At 56.9% G+C, this 15,766-nt stretch carries 12 protein-coding genes; 6 read left to right on the top strand and 6 right to left on the bottom strand.

Annotated elements, in window-relative coordinates; translation table 11 throughout:
• Nucleotides 1-92: 92 nt before the first annotated feature.
• Together F0M18_RS10650 and F0M18_RS10645 are read left to right on the top strand one after the other, a co-directional pair.
• Nucleotides 93-1,370 carry a carbohydrate porin gene (locus F0M18_RS10650; protein WP_149611409.1) on the top strand — a complete coding sequence of 426 codons (1,278 nt, stop codon included), beginning with the start codon at nt 93-95 and terminating at the stop codon, nt 1,368-1,370.
• 65 nt (nt 1,371-1,435) lie between these two features.
• The gene (locus tag F0M18_RS10645) at nt 1,436-3,070 is read left to right on the top strand and encodes an OprO/OprP family phosphate-selective porin (protein ID WP_149611408.1); all 1,635 of its coding nucleotides are present in this window, start codon (nt 1,436-1,438) and stop codon (nt 3,068-3,070) included.
• Between the two features lie 574 nt (nt 3,071-3,644).
• On the opposite strand, the gene F0M18_RS10640 is transcribed toward F0M18_RS10645, so the two are convergent.
• The 4 genes from F0M18_RS10640 to F0M18_RS10625 all read right to left on the bottom strand — a co-directional run bounded on the left by F0M18_RS10640 (nt 3,645) and on the right by F0M18_RS10625 (nt 8,201).
• Nucleotides 3,645-4,190 carry an HD domain-containing protein gene (locus tag F0M18_RS10640; protein ID WP_223177961.1) on the bottom strand — a complete coding sequence of 182 codons (546 nt, stop codon included), beginning with the start codon at nt 4,188-4,190 and terminating at the stop codon, nt 3,645-3,647.
• Nucleotides 4,191-4,911: 721 nt separating this feature from the next.
• Complete coding sequence (locus F0M18_RS10635) at nt 4,912-5,874, bottom strand: hypothetical protein (RefSeq protein ID WP_149611407.1); 963 nt, start codon at nt 5,872-5,874, stop codon at nt 4,912-4,914.
• Nucleotides 5,875-6,258: 384 nt separating this feature from the next.
• Entirely contained in the window at nt 6,259-6,657 is a 399-nt protein-coding gene (locus F0M18_RS10630) for a hypothetical protein (RefSeq protein WP_149611406.1), read from the bottom strand.
• 593 nt (nt 6,658-7,250) lie between these two features.
• Nucleotides 7,251-8,201, bottom strand: a complete 951-nt coding sequence (locus F0M18_RS10625; RefSeq protein WP_188109686.1) for an SDR family oxidoreductase — start codon at nt 8,199-8,201, stop codon at nt 7,251-7,253.
• 263 nt (nt 8,202-8,464) lie between these two features.
• Between F0M18_RS10625 and F0M18_RS10620 the strand changes: the two genes are divergently transcribed.
• The 4 genes from F0M18_RS10620 to cls all read left to right on the top strand — a co-directional run bounded on the left by F0M18_RS10620 (nt 8,465) and on the right by cls (nt 12,696).
• Nucleotides 8,465-8,947 (top strand): pyridoxamine 5'-phosphate oxidase family protein, encoded by a 483-nt coding sequence (locus F0M18_RS10620; RefSeq protein WP_149611404.1) that lies wholly within the window; start codon nt 8,465-8,467, stop codon nt 8,945-8,947.
• Between the two features lie 173 nt (nt 8,948-9,120).
• Nucleotides 9,121-9,885, top strand: coding sequence for an exodeoxyribonuclease III (locus F0M18_RS10615; protein ID WP_149611403.1), 765 nt, complete (start codon nt 9,121-9,123; stop codon nt 9,883-9,885).
• 134 nt (nt 9,886-10,019) lie between these two features.
• A complete protein-coding gene (locus F0M18_RS10610) occupies nt 10,020-11,120 on the top strand; it encodes an NAD(P)-dependent alcohol dehydrogenase (RefSeq protein WP_223177960.1) in 1,101 nt (366 codons plus the stop codon).
• Nucleotides 11,121-11,268: 148 nt separating this feature from the next.
• Complete coding sequence (cls, locus tag F0M18_RS10605; protein ID WP_149611402.1) at nt 11,269-12,696, top strand: cardiolipin synthase; 1,428 nt, start codon at nt 11,269-11,271, stop codon at nt 12,694-12,696.
• A gap of 167 nt (nt 12,697-12,863) precedes the next feature.
• Here cls and F0M18_RS10600 read toward each other — a convergent pair whose 3' ends face one another.
• Both F0M18_RS10600 and F0M18_RS10595 read right to left on the bottom strand, forming a co-directional pair.
• Complete coding sequence (locus F0M18_RS10600; protein WP_149611401.1) at nt 12,864-13,535, bottom strand: glutathione S-transferase family protein; 672 nt, start codon at nt 13,533-13,535, stop codon at nt 12,864-12,866.
• 617 nt (nt 13,536-14,152) lie between these two features.
• Nucleotides 14,153-15,304, bottom strand: coding sequence for a pectin acetylesterase-family hydrolase (locus F0M18_RS10595; protein WP_188109685.1), 1,152 nt, complete (start codon nt 15,302-15,304; stop codon nt 14,153-14,155).
• Nucleotides 15,305-15,766: the final 462 nt, after the last annotated feature.

Genomic DNA, 15,766 nt, shown 5'->3' with positions numbered 1-15,766 from the left:
GTTCTTTGGACTGACGGTTTTGCAGGCTGCATCGGATGACAGTCGTGCTTTTGAACTAATGGTGCCGTGAGCACCCGCGGAGATATTCGAAAATGATGCAGCAGTTTGAGCAGCGCCTGGCCGCGTTTCCCTTAATCCTGGGACTTTCCTTTGGGGCCTATGCCCAGGACGAGGAGGCTCAGCCCTCGCCACAGTTTGGCGGTCCCGATTCGGTAGAGCGAGTTATTGAAACGGATCGCACCGACCGTGGCGGCCTCCTGGAAACCGAGATCTTCGCACCCGTGCAGAGCTGGCAGGCCGGGTTGGAAGAGGACTACGGGTTCAGCATTGGTGGCGACTACTCCGCCGTCACCGTCCACGCCAGCGATGTGCTGAATGGTGCGGATGATGCCGCCAGTGGTGGGATGGTGCGCGTGTACGGGCGTTGGAACCTGACCGGTGACGGGCAGGGCAACTCCGGCGCCCTGGTGTACAAGATCGAGCACCGCCATGCCTATGGTGAGCCGGCGCCCAGCGACTTCTACCTGGGGAACGTGGGCTACGCCGGGCTGACCGAGCCGCCTTTCAGCGACCAGGGCACGCGCTGGACCAACCTTTACTGGCGCCAGAGCCTGAACAACGGCCGCACGGTCCTGCTGGGTGGCTTCCTGGACGCGACCGACTTTGTAGATGTCTATGGGCTCGCCAGCCCCTGGCTGCACTTTATGAACCTGGCGTTCTCCACCGGCTCTGCCGCTACCGACCTGCCGAACGATGCCAGCCTCGGTGTTGCGGCCGGGCATATCTTCGACAACAACGTCTACCTGGTTGGCAGCGTGGTTGATCGTAACGGCGATCCCACCGAGATAAGCGACGGCTTCGACACCTTTTTTGGCGACAACGAATACTTCAGCAGTATCGAGATCGGGCACACCTCAACTCACTCAAAGATTGCCTTGGACAACGTGCACCTGACCTTGTGGCATGTCGATGCACGAGAAGAGGTGGGAGCCCCCAGCGGTTGGGGCGCCAACTTCTCCTGGTCGCGCTATTACGACGACCGGTTCATGCCTTTTGTGCGCGCCGGCTATACGGACGACAGCGGGTCTCTGCTTGAGAAGAGCGTCAGTGTCGGCTTGGGCTATCGGCCGGACCCTACCACTCAGGCACCCGGAGATTTGATTGGTGCTGCCTTCAACTGGGGTGAAGTCAACGAGAATTCTTTCGGCCCCGGACTGGACGACCAGTACACGCTGGAACTGTTCTATCGCTGGCAACTCACCCAGCAGGTCGCCCTGACGCTGGACTACCAGTACCTCAAGGATCCGGCCCTCAATCCAGACGAAAGCAGCATATCGGTCTGGTCACTGCGCGCCCGGTTCGCCCTGTGAAGGCTGGCGGCATAGATGACCATGGGGTTTGTTGGTGGCGGGCGAGCCGACTACTGAGGCTGGCCATGGCTTTCGCGCTGAGCGCACAGGCCTTTGCGCCATTGCCGATCCATGCCGCGGAGGCACAGAGGATTCTGCTGAGAAACGTCGGTCTCATCGAACCAGCCGACGCTGGCGCTACGGTCACGGTCAACCTTTTGATTGAAGACGGCAAACTGGAGCTCGTTACCCAGGACGCGGTCTCGAGCCAGAAAATCGATTCAAGCTACGACATCGCCGGAGGCGTTGTACTGGGTACGCTCTCACTGGGTGAGCCCGCGAGCTTCCTGATCCTGGACGGAGACCCTCGGGAAAACGTCGAACTTCTGCTCGACACCAGGACCCATGCCAGGTTTGCCATCCATCAGGGCGAAGTGCTCAAGAACAACTACTCTCCGACCAGTCGGGGAAGTGTCGACGAGGGCAAGCAGCAGGGCTGGCTCGCCTATACGCCCCCGCCACTGGCAGTGCCGTTGAACTACCAGGACAAGAGCCGCTGGAACCGCTACGACGGCAAGTACGTGTCGGGGCTTTTTTCAGGTGCGGTGGTGCTGGACCGGCAGCGCTGGCTGGACCAGGACCGGAACAGCATGGACCAGGTGGGTGATCTGACCGCGTTTGAAGGCGGTGAGATTCGCGCATTGCGCTTCGGCGCCGTAGGCACGTTCAACTTCGAACAGCCCTGGGTCTGGGTGATCGCGGGAGCCACCCACGCGTTTGACAAGGGCTTCGACCAGGTCGACTCGGATGATTTCACCCTGTTCGACCTGAGGCTCGATATTCCCCTTTGGCAGAGCGCCGGGTTCAGTATCGGCAAGCAGAAGGAACCGATCTCTATGGAAAGACTGATGCCGATGACCAACCTACCCATGCAAGAGCGCGCGGCCGTTTCTGATGCACTGCTGCCTTCGCGCAACATCGGAGCCGTCTTCTCGGGCACGCTCCCTGGTGATCGTGCGACCTTCGCAGGCGGCGTGTTCAACAACTGGCTGGACAAGGATCAGCCCAGTTCACCCGGCGACAACAGTTCACAGCTCGTAGGCCGGTTGACCTGGGTCCCCCTGGTGTCCAAAAACGAAAACTCCCTGTTGCACCTGGGTGCCGGTGCGCGCCACTCCAGTGCCAGGGAGCCCGGGTTCCTGCGTACTGTACCGGAGTTCAACAACGCGCCGAACTTCGTGGAGACCGGCCTGCTGGATGTCGAGGGAATCGATACCTGGTCGCTGGAGGCGTCAATGCGTTCCGGGCCGTTCTGGTTACACAGCGAATACCTGCAAATGGACCTGGAATCCGATGCCTATGGCGACCCGACTCTGGACGGCTACCACGTCACTGCCTCGTGGATATTGACCGGGGAAGTCCGGCCCTACAACTGGCGCACCGGCCTGTTCAAGGGCATCCCGATTGCAGCGACCGTGGACCAGAACGGCTGGGGAGCCTGGGAAATTGGCGCCCGTTTCAGCCACCTCGACCTGAGCGAAGTGCCGGGCCCGGAGGTGGGCGATGCGGGGGAGATGGACATCTGGTCGCTGGGCGTGAACTGGTGGCTAAGCCCCTACTTCAACGTCAACCTCAATTACCGCTACATCAGTCTGGACCGTTTCGGCGACGAGGGTATCAGCCAGGGTATGAATGCGCGACTCATGCTGGTTCTAGAATGACGGGACGAGGGGCGGCCTTATTCAATAGTCTGGCACTGAACCCGCTCCTATGGGCCCTCATACGCGCGCAATATCTCGACCGAGATCGTCAAGTTGACTGGGGCAGATGGAGAAAATCCAACATCCGGGTTTCAAGCACCTGCCTTACTCCATTCAGCGAACGCACTTACGCTCAGATCACGTTAGTGCTAAGCACGAACCAGGTGCCTTCCTGATTGGAACAGATTCGATACGGCAGCGTGTGCAGTCACGAATGTCTGAGCATGCCTGATCGACTTGAGCTTACGCATCCCTCATTCCCGGACCTTGGTTGCCTCGTGCGATTGCTGCGCCACGAAATTCGCAGATTGCTCTGTGACATGGATGGAATCAGGAAACAGTTCCCGGCAAGCAACGCCACAGCTGCGAAGTTTGTCGGCCAACCGATTCCACAGACAGGAAAGTCGGAAACCAACTGGATCAACGCGGAGAACGTAGCAGAGCCAGAATCGATGACGCTTTCAAGTTAATGCTGGCACAGGTCGCGTGGGCAGGTCAGATTCATAGGCCGGAGTCGCTGGGTGCCTGGAGCGCACTATGCACTCCTGAACACCTCGCGGGCGGAAGTCAGTGAATCGGAGAAGCAGCGCTCCAGCGCAGAATTAACCTTAGGGCAATTACACACTACCTGCTCTGCCCAATCGATGTACTCCACCCTCCTCGCATGATCCCAGTTAGCAGGCGGATTACCGGACACATCCCGAATATTGGCTATTTTGTCGGCGATCTTTACCAATGCGCCTTCCGCAGACATATGGCTTGCGTGTTCAACCTGAAGACGCTTTCGCTCCGACTTATCCAAAGCCTTGTCATCAGTTACCTCAGCGACAATGCTCGCAACCCTTTGGCCAAATTCACGCTCAATGTCAGCAGCCTCTGTCTCTGTGTCCTCCACCGTGTCATGAAGGATCGCTGCAGCCAATACTTCTAGATCATCTATGCCACCAACTTCAGCAAGGATCTGTGCGACATATATCGGGTGATTTATGTAAGGGGATGCATTTGAATCCTTTCTCCTTTGGTCGCGGTGTTTATCTGCAGCGAAATGCAGGGCTTTCAGAAGCAGTGATATGTTCTCCAATTGCTATCCTCCTATTGTTCCAATTTCCATTACGCGTAAACAGGCGGGCCTCGAAGTGCAGGCATCCAATAATACGGAAAAGCAAATATGCTCTCGATCAATCCAAACGGCAATAACGCCAACCATCGAAGATGGCAGCCGTTGACGGAGTACTCCAGCGTCAGGCTGCTGGATGAAGACGTCTCTATTTATGACTGCGTCATCACTATGGACTTCGAAGATTAAGGTCGCTTATACCTAAAAACTGAGCTCCTTCATGAAGATCGTATCCAAGTCACGTGGATATAAGAGCAGCACCTGCAGATATTCCTGAGATCATTATTTGCAGATCATTCGACCTCGATACCTTTGACGCGAATATACCCCCTGAGCTCAGGTCGCCGGGGATTATTGTACGAAGGGGTCATCCACCCGTACTGGGTCGAAAATGAGAGTTTGGCATCTCCCCCCCGTGACGCGAGAAGGACAAATCCCGGGTCGGGTCGATTCGTCTCCGGATCGATCTGCGCGATCGAGAGCCACCTGGCATCGGGCGGCACCAACAAGGGTTCTCTCAACACCGCGTTATATCTGTAAACCAACCTGCCATCATAGTCGGAATACTCCGAGGTGAGACGCAGCTCACTGTAGGGGTCGTCCGGGTTGGGAGCGAGGTTGGCCTTAACTTTTCTCTGCAGTATTTTCGAATCTGGCACACCGGAATCGTGCCCCGTGTACAGACTCAGCCAAAAGAGCGCGCTTTTTTTGGCTTCCGGGAGATCCTCCAGCTTGTAATAACCCCACCACTCGATACTGTATATTTTCCGGCCCGTTGATGCCTCGCCCAGCCAAAGCGCCTTGACCTGGCCTGGGGATTGGGGACACCATCCGACCTGTTAATTTTCCCATCCGCCAGGCGATAACCATCGAAGCCATCGAGACTGCCGACATAGTCCTGGCCCATTAGCTGCCTAGCACCCTCGGAGCCAACGATCTCTGTCCAGCTCTCGCGATAAAAATAGTCATCTTTATCCCTGATTTTTTCGGCCAGGACATCGAGCTTGCGTATGTCTCCACGGTATTGTTTTTCGTGGCGCTGCCTGGACCACTTGAGCACATCGGCGTAATCGACCAGCCCATTTTTATCCATATCGGAAACGAATTTTGGGGCGATGGCGTTGAGTTCATCGATGATGAAGTTGTTCGCAGTGAAATGCTCTGCGTAGTGATACAGCGCGGTGGTAAGCGGCGAGACCCTGACAGACTGCTGTAGAATCTGTTCACCGGTGGCAAACGCAAACATCTGGCCATCGACAGTGATAGGCGTATCCGCCAGGGTCTTATTGCCGTAGGGATCGTAATCCATGCCTTTGACCAGGCACTCATCTTGCAGGCACGTGGGGCCGCTCCTGATAACATAAAGCTTCTTCGGCCTGATCACGACATCCTCGGGGAGTTCAGTCCCCCCCATAAACGCAAGCTGTGTCTTCGCCCGCCAACTCTGCCAGGTATCAGAACCGAGTTCGGCCTCCAGTTGCACCGGGCCCAAGGTCTTTTCGGAAAAGCCCAGGGTCTCCATCTCCTCGAAGCGGTAGTTCCATTCTTCTACGGTAACGATTGCGCCTACCACGGGCCCCCTGACTTCGACAAAAAAGCAGCTGCTCAGCAGGCCAGCGCCCAACATCAGCAAGATACTTCGACACATATCGTCCCCTCTCCTTAACAGCTCAACTCTGCCGATGGCACTCCCGTACTTACCCAAACCCTTAGAGCGCTATCTCTAATTACCAATTAACCATACTCAAAAAGCGGGTATATTGACGTGTATCAAATGGAGAGGTGCAGAGTAGCTAACTCATTGTTTTAATATACATTTGGCCTGTAGCCCTTCCATGGGACCGACTGCTGAACGCCTTCAGGCTGGGGAATTTTGGCTCTCGACGCCAGGCAACTGCCCTTCTCCATGCCCCCAACGCGCTGGTCTTCAGATCCGGGTGATGGCGCCGAACGTTCCCGTGACCGCAACAGCGCGGCCGCGGACGCGGACGTGGCCGGTCGCCTTGTACGCATCATCGAGAATGCAGTGCCACTAACGATGAGTCGCGGTCACCTGAAGAGAACAACTCTCGTTCTCCTTCAAGATTGCCTCAGAGGCGCTCTTTACGACTTCGTGCTGCCTCGCCTCGCCGTAAAATTCACCATTTTGAATTTGATCGCTTTTGTCCGGATCTGTGATGGGTCGCATCCACGCATCGGGATGCCAAATATCGTCTTCTCCGGGACGATTAGCCTTCACGGCATTGCCGGCCCTGCCGTCTATAAACAGGTGTCCAGCCTCATAATTGACTGGCGTAATTTGCCAGAGAAGACCCAATTTTGAATCTTCTCTGCAGGGACCGCTGACGTTAACCAGAAGTCCAATATTGCTGAATACCGGTTCTTCGTCCCAGGTAATGACAGCGATATCACCCTCTTTACAGTTGCTCATACTTTTTCTCCCGCACAGGCACACGAAGCTCGCCCGGTTGAACCGGGGACAGCTCCTTACTTGAAATGGCATTTTGGTTCGTGATCACCCCGCCCGGCATGAGAACCGGGCAAGGTATTGGCAGCGCTTACTGCCGCGGGTGAGAGCGCTGATCCGCTCTCCTGGACTTTCCGGGAGACTCTCCCGCCCGGAAGTCGGGGTTTCGGGGCCTGTCCGGCCAGAGGTTGATACAGCAGCGGGACAGCAGGTGCCGGTGAATCTCCGGCTGGCCACGCAGAAACACGCGGCAATCCACGCAGTAGGCGTGGTATTTTATCGATTGGTTCACGATTTAATCCTCCAAAATCTAGACACACTGGCGCGTCAAACCTTTCGGTCAGAGGCCAGAAGCTGTCTTGGAGAATTGCTAGATAAGCATGCGCGCAGTGTAACTCAAGTGGCCGTAAATGAAAAAAGATTTTTGTGTGCCGCTTCTCTCGAAACAGCGACTGATGCTGTAGCGTCGGGCACCGACTCGACCAAACCGACAACCTCGGTATTCCGCCATTCCGTTCAATACCTGGCAGTGCATGGGGTAAGCCAGCTTTATTCTATCAGTCTGCAAGCTCGTTCATGGAAGCCTCCAGCATGTCAGCTAACTGCGATGCGGTGAAGGCATGGTCCTGGTCGGTATTCATTTCCGCGAGGCGAGTCACCGCGCTGCCAATCACCCACTCAGCTTCTGCAGCATCGGGAACCACCAGGTAGCGGCGACGCGGTACCTCGGCCGACAAAGCGTGCCTCACCGCGACTGAGACTGCGTCGGGCTGCTTGGTTTTCATCGCTGCTACTCGAGCTATCCATTGAGAAATATCTGTTTTAAACGGCGAACTCTGTTGAACAAGGCCACCGGTTTCGCCCTGAGCGATAGCTTCATTCCAGATGTTCGAAGAGAAGTCACCCGGCTGGACAATACTGACGCCCACGCCAAGCAATGCCATTTCAGATGCAAGACTGTCGGTGTATGCCTCCATCGCGTGTTTGGTCATTGAGTAGGCGCCCAGATACTTGATGCCGATGTTGCCCGCGATGGAACCAATGTTGACGATTCGTCCCGCGCTTTTCACCAATAATGGGCGGAATGCGTTGGTGACCCGGTGTACACCAAAAACATTCACTTCGAACTGCCAGCGCACCTGATCGACATCCATTTCTGTCAACGGTCCGGCTGCCAACACGCCGGCGTTATTCACCACCCCGTACAACCCGCGCCCGGCCGCCTGAATTTGCATGACAGCGCTGTCGACGTCTTCCTGCACCGTGACGTCGAGACGAACCGCCGCTATATTCTCCAGGGCGTTGAGTTCATCCATGTCTTGCTTCTTCCTGGCCCCGGCGTATACAAAAAAGCCATTCCGGGCGAGCGACTCGGCAATATTACGTCCTATACCGCTGGTAGCACCGGTGACCAGAACTGCCTTTTTGTCGGCTTGTTCCGCTGAAGCGGTGGTAGAGCAGAACAGGAATGCCACAAGCGGCAGAACCAGAGTGGTAACAAGTTTCATGACCATTTCCCTCACATTCGACTGCATTGACTCTAGCAGTTATCGGGAGAGGTGTGTGGAAAACGCTGAGTGAGATCTTCTCGTTCGTCAGTTTAAACCTCCCCCGCCCGGTGAACGTGTTATTCAAGTTGATTCCGCGATTTATGAAGTGATCTTAACCCGGCATGACCGATACCCGGAGTGGCAATCGCGGCAGCATCGAAGATCCGTGCCAAACTGTAGGGCGTGAGCTCCATTCCCAAACCCATGTTGAGGAGTAAGTAATGGCTTTCAATGAATCCCTGTCCCATCTGCTGCAGGAGCGGCGCATCGCTACCCTGACCACCTTCGCCGAAGACGACATGCCCCATGTCACCGCGGTCTGGTTTCTGTGGCAGGAGGACGCCCTGTACATTGCCACGAACCGCCACACAGGGAAGGGGCGCAATCTGGCGCGGGATGCACGCATGGCGCTGTGCATCGAGTCCCGGGAAGACGGTCGTGAGGCAGGGCTTAGTGCATCCGGCCGGGCGGAGTTACTGACGGGCGATGGCGCAGCGCAATTGGCGAGGCTCATCAACGGCAAGTACCTCACCCCCAAAGCCATGGAGCACCCGGTCGTCGGACCCGCGTTCATCGGCATGTCCGATCTGGTGGTAAAACTGGTGCCGGCAAGATGGATTTCCTGGGATATGGCCGCAGTGGGTGACAACTTATTCACCCCGGACATGGATATGGCCGAGTTTTTTTATCCCACACTCAAATAGCGAGCGGCAGGCACTAGGGGGTGAAGGGACGGGAGCGCTCATTTCCGCCGCTGCCTGAATTCGGCAAAGCCCCCTGCGTATGCGAACCCGGCAGATTCAGCGAGACACTTAAAAGCGCCCCGCCCATGCGTTAGAGTACGCACCTCACCAATTGATGAAGGCTCCCGGCCACAATGAGAATTACTTCATGGAACGTCAACGGCCTGCGTGCCGTGATGAAAAAAGGTTTCGCCGACTCCTTGCACGCGCTGCAGAGCGACATAGTCTGCCTGCAGGAGACCAAGGCGCAGGACGACCAGGTGGTGGCCGCACTGGAAGGTGTCGACGGCTACCACGTCTACAGTAACTCGGCCGTGCGCAAGGGCTATTCCGGGGTGGCGATCCTGGCCCGGGAACAGCCATTGGCGGTACGCGCCGATATCGGTATCGAGGAGCACGACCAGGAAGGCCGGGTACTCACCGCGGAGTTCGCTGACCATTACCTGGTCACCGTCTATACCCCGAACTCGGGGAATGCGTTGGTGCGCCTGCCCTACCGGGAAACCTGGGACCGGGACTTTCTCGCGTTCATTCGCAATCTGGAACAGCACAAACCGGTTTTGATGTGCGGGGACTTCAACGTCGCCCACCGGGACATCGATCTTGCCCGCCCCAAACCCAACTACAACAAGAGCGCCGGCTTCACCCAGAAAGAGATAGACGGCATGGACAATATCATCGCCGCGGGTTTCGTCGACACCTTCAGGCATTTTTATCCCGACACGGTGAAGTACAGCTGGTGGAGCTACCGCGCCGGGGCACGGGCGAAAAATGTGGGCTGGCGCATTGACTACTTCCTGGGTACTTCAGACCTGGTCACATCGCGTATCGACGACGCGGCGATCCACAACGACATCCCTGGTTCCGATCACTGCCCGGTCAGCGTGGACCTGCGTTAGCCTTTTGCATTGCGGGCGGCAGCACTCAAATACAGTGGCTGCTCAGCCCGCGGTACCGATACAGGCTCTATACATTCGAGCCTCCATCTACCATTATTACTTTCTCATCGCACTTGCAGCCGGGAAAACGCCTCATGAAACTTCGCTATAAAATTGCCAGCGGCATCCTGGCCCTGTTTTTCCTGCTTATCGCCACACTGGCACTTGTAATCGGCTACACCGCCGACTGCCCCCCCGCTGCCGAGGCTGCATCCGGGCCGACCATGAAGGCAGTCACCTATGGCTGCTACGGCGGACCAGAAGTGTTGGCATATGTTGATGTGCCAATGCCTGTACCAAAGGCAGACGAAGTGCTGGTAAAGGTACATGCCGCCGGTGTTAACCCGCTGGACTGGCACTTTATGCGCGGCTCCCCATTCGTGATGCGACTGATGACGGGCATCGGCGCCCCCAGTGACGCATCCATGGGCCGAGACTTTGCCGGCGAGGTGCAAGCCGTCGGAGAAAAGGTCACCCGCTTTAAACCCGGTGACCGGGTATTTGGTGGTGCCAATGGTGCTTTCGCCGAATACCTTGTGCGCAGGGAAACGGGCTCCATTGCTCTCATGCCGGATAACGTCAGCTTCGAGCAGGCCGCCGCCGTGCCCGTGGCAGCAATTACTGCGCTGCAGGCCCTGCGTGACAACGGCCAGTTACAGGCCGGGCAGAAAGTGCTCATCAATGGTTCTTCGGGCGGCGTGGGCACCTACGCGGTACAAATAGCCAAGTCCATGGGCGCCGAGGTGCACGGTGTGAACAGCACCCGAAATGTCGAGATGGTGCTGGGCCTTGGAGCCGACCGTGTTTTCGATTACAAGAAAGAAAACTATACCGAGAGCGATGAGCGCTACGACCTGATTCTCGATATGGTGGGTAACCACTCGCTGCTGGATAACAGCAAGGTCATGAAACCCACTGGCCGCCTGGTGCAGGTAGGTGGCCCCTCAGGGGATTGGGTAGGGCCCTTTCGGGGTATGATCGAAGCACTACTGACAGCGCCTTTTATGGAGCAGGAAGTAAGCTCCATAATGGCGCAGCTTAACGGTGATGACCTCGCCAACCTGGCAAGCCTGATGTCGGCAGGAAAAGTGACCTCACAAATCGATCGGCGCTTTTCCCTGGCGGAGACGGCGCAGGCAGTCGCCTATTCAGAAACCGGCCGCGCTCGCGGCAAGATCATTATCGGTATGGACTAGAACAGGATCGGGGACGCGGATAGGCGCGGCATAGGGAACCTGCCCCAGGTAACAAAGTGCTGCAGGTTGGGAAGCACCCCGTTCGATTCTTTCGCCCTGGCGCTATATATTGCTTGCGTCGCGAGTCGCAAAGCCGGGGATCCTGCTTATGGCCATATTCTTGTTCGTTTTACTCCAGCTCGCCCTGGCCGTCCGTGTATTGCTGCGCCCTCATCGGGATCCGGCCTCGCGAGTCGCCTGGCTCGTCGTCATCCTGGCGGTACCCGTAGCAGGCATCATTGCCTACCTGCTTCTTGGCGAAACCAGTATTGGTCGCAGGCGGGTTGCGCGTATGAACAAGGCCATGGCGACGATCCCCGATGTCAGCGACATTCCCGGCTGGGACGCCGAACACCTGGCACCCGGACTCGATGAGCTGGAAGAGCCCCTGTTTCGTGTCGGTGAGTCGATCAGCGGTTACCGGGCGGTTGGTGGCAACCGGGGGCAACTGATGGCGGATTCCAATGCCGCCATAAACGCCATGATTGCCGATATTGACGCCGCGACTGATCATGTACACCTGCTGTTTTACATCTGGATGCCCGACAATAGCGGCACCAGCATGGCCAGGGCCCTGCAGCGGGCTGTCGCACGGGGTGTCTGCTGCCGCGCGATGGTTGACGACATCGGTTCGAAACTGCTGATCAAGTCCGGACTCTGGGAAGAGATGGAGACCGCCGGTATAAAGTTGTGTCGGGTATTGCAGGTGGGGAATCCGCTTTTGCATATCCTCCAGGGCAGGATTGACTTGCGCAATCATCGCAAGATTCTCGTTATCGACAACCGCGTGACCTACTGCGGCAGCCAGAATTGTGCGGACCCCGAATTCCTTACCAAGGCCAGGTATGCGCCCTGGGTGGACGTGATGGTGCGTTTTACAGGGCCAATCGTACGCCAGAACCAGCATGTTTTCGCCAGTGACTGGATGGCTTACACCAACGAAGATATCCGCGACACGCTGTTACAAGCCCTGGAAGCGCCGGAGCCTGGCTTCCCGGCGCAAGTCATAGCAAGCGGCCCAACAGCCCGCTATTCTGCCGTGCCCGAAACGTTCCAGACGCTGATTTACAGCGCCCGGCGCGAGTTGTTTATCACTACCCCCTATTACGTTCCGGTGGACTCGCTCCAGGCGGCGATCTGCGCCGCTGCCAATCGCGGTGTCGACACAACAATCATTTTTCCGGCGCGCAATGATGATTTCGCCGTAGGGGCCACCAGCAAAAGTTACTACCAGGATATGCTTGATGCCGGTGTGAATATCTACGAGTACCAGCCCGGCCTCCTGCATGCAAAAACCATCACGGTCGATGGCAGAACTACTCTTATCGGGTCGGCCAACATGGATCGCCGCAGCTTTGACCTGAACTACGAGAACAACATCCTGCTCTGTGACGAGCATATGACCGCCGCGATACGACAGCGGCAGCAGGCGTTTCTCGCAGATTCCCTGCCGGTTACTGCGGCACAGGTCACCCAATGGACGTTGCCCCAGCGGCTCTGGCATAACGCACTCGCGATCGTGGGGCCTGTGCTGTAGTGATCGACGCGAAAGTACATCCAGGTGACAGATTGAGTGTGCTGCTGCCTAAGCAGCAGTCAGGAAGGTCGCGCGGATTTTTGTACGACTCAGGCGAGCTGGGCAATCCGCTCCCGGGCAAGCGCTTGTGCAGCGGCTTCGCCGCCCGACTACCTATGAGGCCAACATCATGCCGGACTGACGCGAACCAGGGCGCGATCTGCATACGCAGCACGATACGCCGGCCGCTCACGCAGGGCCGCCAGATAGCATGAAAAAACATCCTCCTGGCAAAGATCGTACACCCTGGCCCAGTTGATGTTCTGCCCGATTACGCAGTCGACAGCGGTGAACTGCTCACTGCAGATAAATGCCTGACGTTCTAAACGGGCAATCAACTGGGGCTCGACTTCCGTACTGAACTTATCCAGGTACCGACTAATCGTTGCCTGGTCGCGTTCGTCCGGAGGCAACAAATCGCGGTGCAGGCGTAGCTGCCATAGCATCATGTCCATCCAGGAGGAACCAAAGTGCAGCATCTGCAGGTAATCCGCCCGTTCCGGTGAATAGCCCACAGCAGGCGGGGCCAGCGCTTTTGCTGGATAGGCGTCGGCCAACAAGGAGATCATGGCGCCACTTTCTATCATGGTGAAAACATCGCCATCGTCCTGTGTTATCTCCAGCACCGGTACCGCATGATTGGGGTTGCGCTGCAGAAATTCCGACTGGTACTGCGCACCTTCATACAGGGCCATTACTTCCACATCGAAGTCGTCGTCCAGCAGTTCGTGCAGTAACCACTTCACCCGGGCACTGCGAGACATGGGAAAGTGATAGAGTTTGATACGTTGAATAATCAAAATTGCTCCCGACGGTTTTGGCAAACACAAAGAAACAGATTGCATAACTGATCATGACGAGTGGGTATCGGTGGCGCATCCGGGTCTTCAAGTATCGCTCCTGACGAGCTAGTCCAATGAAATTGGTAAAATAGCCCCGACAGAGCAAGACGTGCGGCAGTCCGTCATGAAACGCAAACCACGGCGCCCGCGTATCCCTGTGTGTGTACCCCTGCGGACAGAGATCGATCTCGCCCGGAGACGCCGTGCGCACCAAGTGAATCTCACCGGGCCAGTGTTTCGATTTAAAGAACAGGGTTGTGCCGCAGTAGCTACAGAATCCACGTTCGGAGTCGTCCGAAGACGCGTACCAGCGCAGTGCCTGCTGCTGGGTAAACTCACCGACCCTCAGACACGCCGATCCAGGTGGCCAGCGTTGCACCGTGAGCGCGTTGACAAGGGTTTCAGTGACAATGGCCGCACCAGAGGCTGGCCGGAGCGTGGCTAAACTTTACGTCCCCGCAAAGGTAGCGGCCTTCTATCGCATCCATGTTTCCGCCCTGTTGGTTATGCGGCGCCGGTGAATGGAGCCCCGTGGTTAGCCGGGGCTCGCTGCTGCTGCGTTGGGCAGTATTGTACTAAGGCGCTGGCACGAAATCCTCCACGATGTCGACCCATCCCGGCCCGCCGGCAATAAATTCACCGACCCACTGGTAGAGCGGCACCGTGTTCGCCTCGAACAGATAGTAACCGAAGAAACTAAGGGCGGTATGGTCCTCGGAACCACTGCGGATAAACCGCTTGTAGCGACCGGGATACGCAGCGGCAACCGGGTCTGTCGTATCGAGAAGCAGGTCACGATAGCCCTGCTGGGTGGGAATGAAGGTGAACGAGCGAATCACCGAATCGCCATCCGTGGAGTAGAGTGCTCCCTTGTAGCCCCGATCGTTCTCCAGAGTCCACAGCAGGTAGGCGGCCTGGTTCGCGCCAGGTAAGGGGCTGCAATCCACACAGCTCTCGGGGTAGAACTGCGAGAAATTCCAGTCGTTGTCTTGCAATACGGCACCGAGGAAAGGGTTAGAAAGCCCCGGGCCGGAATCGTTCAACACAAAGAGGTCCGCTGACGGTGGAAAGATCAAGCGGTAGATCGATGGCGCAAAGTTATTCACGCCATAGCCGCCGGCACTGATCCCCGAGAGCATCACCTGCTTCGCATTGGGGTGCAGGTCCCGCGCCAGGTCGAGGGCTGCGGTCAGGTTGCGGACCCCACGGTGATAGCGTACTGGACCTACCGGAAAGTTGGGATCCTCAAGTTCGTTGTCGCCGCTGAAAACTGAACCGTCACAGTAACTCACGAACAGCTTGGACCAGTCGGCCAGCGGATTGTCGATGCCGAATGGCGCAAAACCGTCCGCAAATATGCCACTGTCTCCTGGCGGAGTGTCATCGGCCAGTATCGAGCAGGCGTACGAATTCTGCACACAGGCGCCACCGCCGTCCAGGACGACCAGCAGCTTCTTCGCCTCGCGTTGCTGGTGGAAGACTGTCAAAGGCGTACCAGCAATGCAGATCGGACCATCGCCATTCTCAGTGTCAAAAGTGTACTTGTCCCAATCGCCCATGACTTCAGGGGCACCCGGTTTGAATTTCCCGACGTAGCGATCAAGGCCCGCATTGCGAAGTTCCTTGCGTGCCTGCGGGTCCAATCCTGGTGGCCGCGCGTCTACCGCAGTGGCCGCGAAAGAGAGCAGGGAAACTGCCCAGAGACTCTTGAATAGTTTGTTTTTCATTGTTTCTCCCGACATGTGTGCTTTGGGTCAAATGCTGAAGCCAGCACACGCCTGTACCTGGATGAACCAGCCCGGGGCGTGTTCTGAGTCTTCGCAGAAAGCTAGTACAGACTTTTGAACAGCGCAAGTTTCGCAGATGTGTAGAGCCCTGAGCGGGTGCGGGCAGAGTTTGACGGTATTCGGACAGTTGACCATGTCGATCATACCGCTTGCAGACCTTGGTAAATAAACAGAGCCGGATAGCAAATTTTCTTGGTTAAGTCTCATGCGGCCGCTCTGAACGCTTGCTGGCACTACGTTCTATATCGTAGACAGGCTCGGCAATCGGCTGCCGACGTATGACGCCACAGCACCGCGGCCGGCTGTCATGATCTGGTTCGGCTCATCTCCGTCTGCCTGCAGCAATCGCCCAAAAACAGTGCATGCGGCTGTAAACTACTTATTCAATTCGGGTAGGCATAT

Source organism: Pseudohalioglobus sediminis (genome assembly GCF_008370495.1).
Lineage (GTDB): Bacteria > Pseudomonadota > Gammaproteobacteria > Pseudomonadales > Halieaceae > Halioglobus.
This window is presented reverse-complemented; position numbering and strand designations above follow the sequence as displayed.

What these genes read in the sequence shown, in the direction of transcription:
- F0M18_RS10610 (WP_223177960.1), top strand. Translation starts at nt 10,020, where the DNA reads ATGAAACTTCGCTATAAAATTGCCAGCGGCATCCTGGCCCTGTTTTTC.
- F0M18_RS10615 (WP_149611403.1), top strand. Translation starts at nt 9,121, where the DNA reads ATGAGAATTACTTCATGGAACGTCAACGGCCTGCGTGCCGTGATGAAA.
- F0M18_RS10650 (WP_149611409.1), top strand. Translation starts at nt 93, where the DNA reads ATGATGCAGCAGTTTGAGCAGCGCCTGGCCGCGTTTCCCTTAATCCTG.
- cls (WP_149611402.1), top strand. Translation starts at nt 11,269, where the DNA reads ATGGCCATATTCTTGTTCGTTTTACTCCAGCTCGCCCTGGCCGTCCGT.
- F0M18_RS10625 (WP_188109686.1), bottom strand. Translation starts at nt 8,201, where the DNA reads ATGAAACTTGTTACCACTCTGGTTCTGCCGCTTGTGGCATTCCTGTTC.
- F0M18_RS10635 (WP_149611407.1), bottom strand. Translation starts at nt 5,874, where the DNA reads ATGTGTCGAAGTATCTTGCTGATGTTGGGCGCTGGCCTGCTGAGCAGC.
- F0M18_RS10645 (WP_149611408.1), top strand. Translation starts at nt 1,436, where the DNA reads ATGGCTTTCGCGCTGAGCGCACAGGCCTTTGCGCCATTGCCGATCCAT.
- F0M18_RS10595 (WP_188109685.1), bottom strand. Translation starts at nt 15,304, where the DNA reads ATGAAAAACAAACTATTCAAGAGTCTCTGGGCAGTTTCCCTGCTCTCT.
- F0M18_RS10620 (WP_149611404.1), top strand. Translation starts at nt 8,465, where the DNA reads ATGGCTTTCAATGAATCCCTGTCCCATCTGCTGCAGGAGCGGCGCATC.
- F0M18_RS10630 (WP_149611406.1), bottom strand. Translation starts at nt 6,657, where the DNA reads ATGAGCAACTGTAAAGAGGGTGATATCGCTGTCATTACCTGGGACGAA.